Source organism: Arenibaculum sp. (assembly GCF_035998295.1).
GTDB lineage: Bacteria > Pseudomonadota > Alphaproteobacteria > Azospirillales > Azospirillaceae > DASYHS01.
In genome coordinates this window covers 1-5935 of record NZ_DASYHS010000237.1, presented here as the reverse complement: position 1 = coordinate 5935, position 5935 = coordinate 1, and the positions used below count along the sequence as shown (strand labels likewise).

6 protein-coding genes are annotated in these 5935 nt (G+C 69.1%); 3 read left to right on the top strand and 3 right to left on the bottom strand.

Annotated elements, in window-relative coordinates:
* The coding region (locus tag VGO20_RS22525; RefSeq protein WP_327504632.1) for an ExeA family protein at positions 1-1395 on the bottom strand (1395 nt) is incomplete at its 3' end.
* Positions 1396-1862: 467 nt separating this feature from the next.
* On the opposite strand from VGO20_RS22525, the gene VGO20_RS22520 reads away from it, so the two are divergent.
* Entirely contained in the window at positions 1863-2804 is a 942-nt protein-coding gene (locus VGO20_RS22520) for a 1-phosphofructokinase family hexose kinase (protein WP_327504631.1), read from the top strand.
* A 22-nt stretch (positions 2805-2826) separates the two neighbouring features.
* Here VGO20_RS22520 and VGO20_RS22515 read toward each other — a convergent pair whose 3' ends face one another.
* Both VGO20_RS22515 and VGO20_RS22510 read right to left on the bottom strand, forming a co-directional pair.
* On the bottom strand, positions 2827-3018 hold the full coding sequence (locus VGO20_RS22515; protein ID WP_327504630.1) for a hypothetical protein: 192 nt from the start codon (positions 3016-3018) through the stop codon (positions 2827-2829).
* Positions 3019-3126: 108 nt separating this feature from the next.
* Positions 3127-3447, bottom strand: a complete 321-nt coding sequence (locus tag VGO20_RS22510) for a hypothetical protein (protein ID WP_327504629.1) — start codon at positions 3445-3447, stop codon at positions 3127-3129.
* 93 nt (positions 3448-3540) lie between these two features.
* Between VGO20_RS22510 and VGO20_RS22505 the strand changes: the two genes are divergently transcribed.
* On the top strand, positions 3541-4371 hold the full coding sequence (locus VGO20_RS22505; RefSeq protein WP_327504628.1) for an NAD-dependent epimerase/dehydratase family protein: 831 nt from the start codon (positions 3541-3543) through the stop codon (positions 4369-4371).
* Between the two features lie 180 nt (positions 4372-4551).
* The gene (locus VGO20_RS22500) at positions 4552-5799 is read left to right on the top strand and encodes an outer membrane beta-barrel protein (RefSeq protein WP_327504627.1); all 1248 of its coding nucleotides are present in this window, start codon (positions 4552-4554) and stop codon (positions 5797-5799) included.
* Positions 5800-5935: the final 136 nt, after the last annotated feature.

The window sequence follows — 5935 nt, the reverse complement described above, 5'->3', positions numbered from 1 at the left end:
CCCCCCCGCGATGGAGTCCGCCGGCACCATCGACGCGGCCGGTTCGTCCGGTACGGATCGGGATGGCGCGGATTGGGGGGGCGGCGCGGCGGCGACCGTTTCCCCTGCCGTGCCGGCCCCCGTCGTGCCGGCGCCGGCCGGCGTTTGCGCCGCGGGCGCCGGTGCCGCGACCGGACGCGGCGCGTCGGTCTCGGCTGCGTAGAACGAGCGCAGCGTTCCCGGCTCCGTCAGGCTCAAGGCCAAGCCCGCTCCCGCGGCGAGGACGAAGACGGCCAGTCCAGCCGCTACCCATCGCGCGTTCGTCTTCGGTCGGCGCTGATCCTCGTACGCGTCCTCCCGCCTGGGGGCGGAGAGTTCGGGCCAGGGATCCGCCTCGGCCTCGGCGGACGGCGGCTCGGACGCCGGCGGAATGCCGCGGGTCGACGGCCGATGGGGCGTGGGAGACGGGTCGACGTGCCGGTGCGGCGCCGGTTCCGTCCCGCCGGCGCGACCCGCGGCCGGCGCGGAGGAAACCGGAATGGGCTCGCGGACCTCCGCGTAGAGCGCGGGGTCGGGTATGTCGATCTCGATATCCGGCGCCGTTTCGATTCCGAGCGCCGTCGCGGCCTCTTGGACGTGGCTCGCATCGACACGGTGTCGGCGCGCCTGCGCCGCGATCCGGAGGGCCTGTCCGCAGATGGCGCCCAGGACCCCCGGCAGGCCGGCCGAAAGCTGGGTGGCCGCGTCCACGGCGCTGGGGAGGAACATGTCCAACTGCGGCGCGCCGGCGAGGCGCAGGCGGTCGCGGATGAAGGCCTCCGCGGCATCCCGGTCCAGCGGCGGCAGGTAGTGGACGGCGCCGTACTGGCGGAACGCGGCTTCGAGCTCGGGTTCCGCCAGCTTGCGCTCGAGCTTGTGATCGCCCGCGATCAGGACCTGCAGATAGCGGCCCGTTTCCGTGTCGGACGATGCGAGCTCGATCAGGTCGGTCAGGACCGGCAGGTCCAGCAGATGGGCCTCGTCGACGACGAGCAGGCCGGTACCTGCATTCTCGATGCGTTCCTCGACGTCGTTGACGACCGCCTCGAGCGCCTCAGGGTCCGCCGTGTCGGAGACCGCCTCCGGCTCGATATCCGGCCGCGCCGACAGGATCAGGTCCTCGACGGTCATACCCGGCCGGGCGGTCGTGGCGAGCACCACCGCCCCATCCGCCTCGATGTGGCGGATCAGGGACCGCAGGAGTGTCGTCTTGCCCATGCCCGTCTCGCCGAACAGGGCCATGACCCGCTTGCGGGCCATGATGGCGAGAAAGAAGCCGTTGAACGCCTCCTTGTGGTCCGCCGAAGCGAAAGGGGCACGAAGAGGGTCCTCGATGTCGAACGGCTCTTCCCGCAGACCGAAGGGACTGTTCATCATCCAGACTTCTTTGAAAGCTGATTGCCCGCGAGCGGGCCTAAACCGGCGCATCGGACATCGAGCCGTCCGCACCGCACAATCGCTCTAACTGTAACAACGAGCGCCCGCGATAGATCCCACGAAATCGGGTGAATCCCCTCCGCGTTCGGGGGAGGCGGCGCGTGCGCAGGCGAGAAAACGGAGTGCCTGCGCGGAAGATTCGTCACGCGTCCGGCGCGGACAAAAAAAGGGCCGCTGCGTGCAGCGGCCCGAGTCTAGGGAGGAAACGCCCACGAAGGGCGATGCAGCAATCGCTTGCTGCACTGCACAATGTAGCAGACGCTCGCAGATAGGCAACACTCGACCGCGCCTCCCGATCGGCACCGTTGTTCTTTCGGCAGTCATTGTTGCGCAACGGCAACAGGAAGGGCGCTGGAACGCGACGCCTGCCGTGCCGGTTGAACGGCCGAGTTCCAGGGACGGAGAAGATGGCAGCAATCCTGACGTTGACGATGAACCCGGCCCTCGACGTGAGCACGGGTACCGACCGTATCCTGCCGACCGAGAAGCTCCGTTGCACGACCCCCGGCCGTCACCCCGGCGGGGGCGGCGTCAACGTCGCCAGGGTCGTCGTCCGGCTCGGCGGCGAGGCGTGCGCGGTCTATCCGCGGGGCGGCCCGACCGGAGAGCTGCTCGACCGGCTCCTGGCGGAGGAGGGGGTGCATCACGACGCCGTGCCGGTCTCCGGCATGACGCGGGAGAGCTTTACGGTGGACGAGAGGCAGACCGGCGAGCAGTTCCGCTTCGTCATGCCGGGGCCGGAACTCGGAGAGGCCGATTGCGATCTCGTCCTGGGCAAGCTCGGCGAACCGTCCCGGCCGGGCGCGTTTCTGGTCGTCAGCGGGAGCCTGCCGCCCGGCGTCCGCGGGGACTTCCATGCCCGAGTGATCGCGCGCGCCCGGTCCGCCGGCTACCGGGTCGTCCTCGACAGTTCCGGGCCGGCCTATCGCGAGGCGGTCGATGCGGGCCCCTGGCTCATCAAGCCGAATCGCGAGGAGTTCGAGAAGTTGACCGGACAGCCGGCGCGATCCGACGACGACCTGGTCGAACAGGCCCGCGGTCTCCTGGCGTCGGGCCGCACCCATGCGATCCTGCTCTCCCTCGGCGCCGACGGCGCATTGGCCGCGACGGCGGAGGAACACCGCTTCATCAGGCCGCCAGCGGTCCGGGTGGTCAGCGCCGTCGGCGCCGGCGACAGCCTCGTCGGCGCCCTCGTCCTCGCCCTGGAACGCGGCTGGCCCCTGATGTCGGCGGCGTGCTTCGGCGTGGCCGCCGGTACGGCGGCCCTGGCGACCCCCGGCACGGAACTGTGCCGTCGCGAAGACGTGGAGCGGCTGTTCTCGGCGATGTGCGAGACCGGGGAGCCGTGACGCGGTTTGCCGGTCCCCGCGCTTACGGCGCGCGTTTGGGGGGCAGGGTGGGAGACGGACGCTCGCCCTTGCCGGGGCGCTCCTCCGGAAGCCCCGATCCCTCCGGTTCGGGAACGCCGCCGGGAGAGTAGGGGGGCATGTTGTCGTCCGGCGGAAGTTCAGGCGACAGCGGCGGGTCGCGCTTGTCCCGGGGCGGGTTCGGCTTCTGGTTCATTTCATCCTCCTGCTGATCCATAACGGTCGACGAGGAGGCTCGTTCACGCGATTCGCGGAGCGGACCAGGGCGGCAGGCCAGGACCGCCGATGGTCGGACTGCCGACAATCAGGATTGCCAGTAGGTTGCGAGGCCCCACCGGACGAGGAAGAAGGTCGCGACCGCCAGGGCCACCGAAAGCAGCAGCAGCAGCCAGGTGGTGGACTCCGCCCGGGGGAGTTGACGGTCGAACACCGTCGTCACCACGTTTCTGCGGCTCGCCTCGTCGACATAGGTCTGGTCCACCTTCACCTTCTGAAACCGCTTGGTGCCGAATAGGCGTTCGGCGGCACTGAGCGCCTTGTCCAGGTCGCGGGTGTGCCCTTCCTGCTTCCAGGTCCCGTTGGCGAATGTCGCCACCGTGTAAGTTATCGAGCGGCCTGCCGCCATGCGCGTCTCCGTAACTTGCGCCGGGCGCGCCCCGCCCGAAAACGCATAGACTTTAGTGGCATTCTACTGGTTTTTCGAGCACGAGGTGAAAAGGTGGATACTGGGACGGGAAGTCCATCGGTCGTGGTCGTCGGGCGGAGCGGCTTTATCGCGCGCGGCCTCGGGTCCGTGGCCGCCGCCGGCGGCTGGCGGTTCGCCTCCCACGACCGGCCCGACGCGCTGGAAGGAGCGGAGTGCGTCGTCAACTGCGCGCTTCCTCCGGCGGAGCGGACGGGCGACGTCGAGACGGAGAACCTGTTCGACGTGAGGCTCGCCCGCGCCGCTTCGCGGATGGGCGCGCGCTACGTGATGCTCAGTTCCCGCAAGGTCTACGACGCCACCCGGCAGGCGGGAGCCGGGGAGGATGCACCGACCGGCCCGTCGGATGCCTACGGCCGCAACAAACTCCGTGCCGAACGGGCCGTGCTGGACATCATGGGCGGGCGCGCGACGGTCCTGCGGCTGGCCAACGTGATCGGCTGGGAGCCGGGCCGCCGGAGCTTCATGGGCATGATGCTCTCCGGGCTCGGGCGGGAGGGGCGGGTCACGCTCGACGTGAGTCCTTTCGTCAGGCGGGACTTCCTGCCGGTCGAATCGGTGGCCGGCATCATCGCGGACCTGGTCGTGCGGGAGACGGGCGGCATCCTGAACGTCGGCTCCGGCATCGGGACGCCGGTGGGACATGTCGCGCTCTGGCTCATGGAAGGAGCCGGGCGCGGGGAACTGGTGGTGACGTCGCCGTTCGAGCGCGACGGATTCCATCTGGACGTCGCGCGCCTCGCCGGCCATCTCGGCCGCGATCCCGCTGCCCTGGACCTCGCAGAGTACTGTCGCGCGCTTGGCCGACGTCTCGGGACCAAGGGGAATCGGGTCGCCGTGGAGTAGTGCTAAAGGCATAGCTCTATGCCGAACGGGTTGTGTGGTGACCGGGGCACACCTTGGCACGAAAACAACGCGGCGCGTCCGGGACCGTTGCGGATGGTGCCGTCGAAGGGCATCACTCGAAGGTATCGTGACTGTGACAACACACAGTTCCTCCCTCTTGGTGTCAGGTCCGACGCAGACATGAAGAAAAGAACGATGCAGGTGCTGGCCGGGGTTTCCACCGTCCTGGTCGGCTACGCTTCCGAGGGGCACGCCCAGAGTGCCGGCGGGGAGCTCGCGCGCGGCGCGTCCGTGCTCGATCGGCCTCGGCCGGAACTGGACCCGCTCGGCGTGCGTGCCGGAGGCTTCCTGGTCTTCCCCCAGGTCGAGGCCGGCGTCACCTACGAATCGAACGTGTTCGCGCGGCCGAGCAACGAGGACGGCGACTTCATCTTCGTGGTCCAGCCGGAGATCGTCGCGCGGTCCGACTTCTCCCGCCACGCCATCACCGCCGAGGTGGGGGCCGAGGTCGGGCGGTACGCCGATTTCTCCACCGAGAACTATGAGGACTACCGTGCGGCCCTGTCCGGGCGCTACGACGTCGGGGTCGGCGGAGCCGCCACGGCGGGCATCGCCTATGCCAGGGAGCACGAGGGCCGCGGCGATCCCGACCTGCCCTTCGCGGCGGCCGAGCCGGTGGAGTATTCTTCCCTGCGCGGCGACGTCGGCTATAGCCAGCGCTTCAACCGCGTCACCGCGGGGGTCGGCTTCGCGGCCGAGCGGCTCGAGTTCGACGACGTGGCGGCGACGGGCGGCGGCACCATCGCCCAGGACACGCGCGACCGCTGGCAATACGACACCAGCCTCCGCCTCGGGTACGAGATCCAGCCGAGCTTCGAGGCGTTCGTGCGCGGAACGTACAGCATCGTCGATTACCAGAACCAGGTGATCGACAGGAACTCGAAGGGCTACGAGATCGTCGTCGGAAGCGACTTCGACCTGACGGGGCTGGTCACCGGCACGGTCTATGCCGGCTACCTGACGCGCGAATTCGACAACGCCGCCTTCGAGGACGTGTCCGGCCCGGCGTTCGGGCTCGACGTCTACTGGGCGGTGACGCAGCTCACGACGGTGCGGGCATATGGCAGCCGGTCCGTGCAGGAGACGACGGCCGCCGGCGCGCGCGAACGGACGCGGATCGGGCTCGGCGCCGATCACGAACTGCTGCGCAACCTGATTTTCTCCGCCGACCTGACGTACCAGAACGACGACTTCAGCGGGGCGACCCAGGAAGACGATCTGTACCGCGCCGAGGTGGACGCCACCTATATTCTCAACCGCAATCTCTACACCCGCGCCGGGTACGCCTACGAAACCCGTGATTCGAACGTCGCCGCACGGGATTACGACAACAACATCCTGAGCCTGCGCGTGGGCGCCCGCCTCTAGGAGTGTGTCCGAGTAAAAGGCTGGACGATGCGGAGCGGGCGTGATTCGCTGCGGGAATGACCAAGAGCTTTCGCCCGTGGGACGTGGATCAAGGCTGGCTGCTTCCGCCTTCGCTTCACGAGTTCGTGCCGGCCGA

Coding starts and splice junctions, on each gene's coding strand:
- VGO20_RS22520 (WP_327504631.1), top strand. CDS start 1,863: ATGGCAGCAATCCTGACGTTGACGATGAACCCGGCCCTCGACGTGAGC.
- VGO20_RS22515 (WP_327504630.1), bottom strand. CDS start 3,018: ATGAACCAGAAGCCGAACCCGCCCCGGGACAAGCGCGACCCGCCGCTG.
- VGO20_RS22510 (WP_327504629.1), bottom strand. CDS start 3,447: ATGGCGGCAGGCCGCTCGATAACTTACACGGTGGCGACATTCGCCAAC.
- VGO20_RS22500 (WP_327504627.1), top strand. CDS start 4,552: ATGAAGAAAAGAACGATGCAGGTGCTGGCCGGGGTTTCCACCGTCCTG.